This is a genomic window from Staphylococcus sp. GDY8P57P, from assembly GCF_017892585.1.
In the GTDB taxonomy this organism is placed as follows: domain Bacteria; phylum Bacillota; class Bacilli; order Staphylococcales; family Staphylococcaceae; genus Staphylococcus; species Staphylococcus borealis.
This window is the reverse complement of the sequence record NZ_JAESLK010000150.1, coordinates 1-866: the sequence shown is the minus strand read 5'-3', so window position 1 is coordinate 866 and position 866 is coordinate 1. Positions and strand designations below refer to the sequence as shown.

General features: G+C 34.9%; 1 protein-coding gene and 1 pseudogene. Both read right to left on the bottom strand.

Annotated elements, in window-relative coordinates; genetic code table 11:
- A pseudogene (locus tag KA878_RS14065) lies at positions 1–199 on the bottom strand (hypothetical protein); the annotation flags it as partial.
- The coding region (locus tag KA878_RS14060) for an ATP-binding cassette domain-containing protein (RefSeq protein WP_210142265.1) at positions 192–866 on the bottom strand (675 nt) is incomplete at its 5' end. The pseudogene KA878_RS14065 and the gene KA878_RS14060, both read right to left, overlap by 8 nt.

Genomic DNA, 866 nt, shown 5'->3' with positions numbered 1-866 from the left:
CAAACATGAATAATGGTAAGAAACCTAAGATACCGTATACCGGTCCAGATAATAAAGGATTAAATGAATCTGATGGTCCAATATAAAATCCAATTACAAAGTATATCGCGGCTAAAACAACAAGTACGATACTAAACGTATATAATTGTACTTTTAGTTCTTTAAAAATAATCGAGAAAGATCCTTTTAAATCACCCATAATTAGCCTCCTTTGTCATCGTCATATTCACTAAATAATCTTGAATACTTGCTTTATCAACTTTCACATTCAACGCTCTACACTGTTCTTGTAACGCTGCATCATATGGAATATCCGCCATCACTTTATGCTGACTCATAATCGTTGATTGCTCGATAATCGTATCACTCGAAGTAATTTGATGGATATCTTCTAATTTACCAACTAAAATCGCACCTCTAGATTGAAAGTATTCTATTGGCTCATGTAACTTCACACGATGATCAGATATCACGATGAGCTTTTCACATATCTTCTCAATTTCTTTAATATGATGAGAAGCAATCATGATATATCTCGGATCCGCTTCGAATGATTCTCTCAACGCTTGTGTAAACAGCTTTCTCATATAAGCATCTAATCCGTTTGTCGGTTCATCTAACATTGTCACAGGTGCATGACTTGCGAGCCCAATCACACTTTGAACCATTGACTTCATACCTTTAGAAAAGTTTCGAATCTTCTTCTTTCTTGGTAGTTCAAATAAATCTATTAAATAATCCGCTTCTTCTTGATCCCAATTATCATTGAACATCGCTGCAAATTTCATCGCGTCATTTACATTCCAAGCCTTTCCGAAGAAGTGGTTCTCTCTTAAATACGTAATTTGCTTTGAAGCTTCTGCATT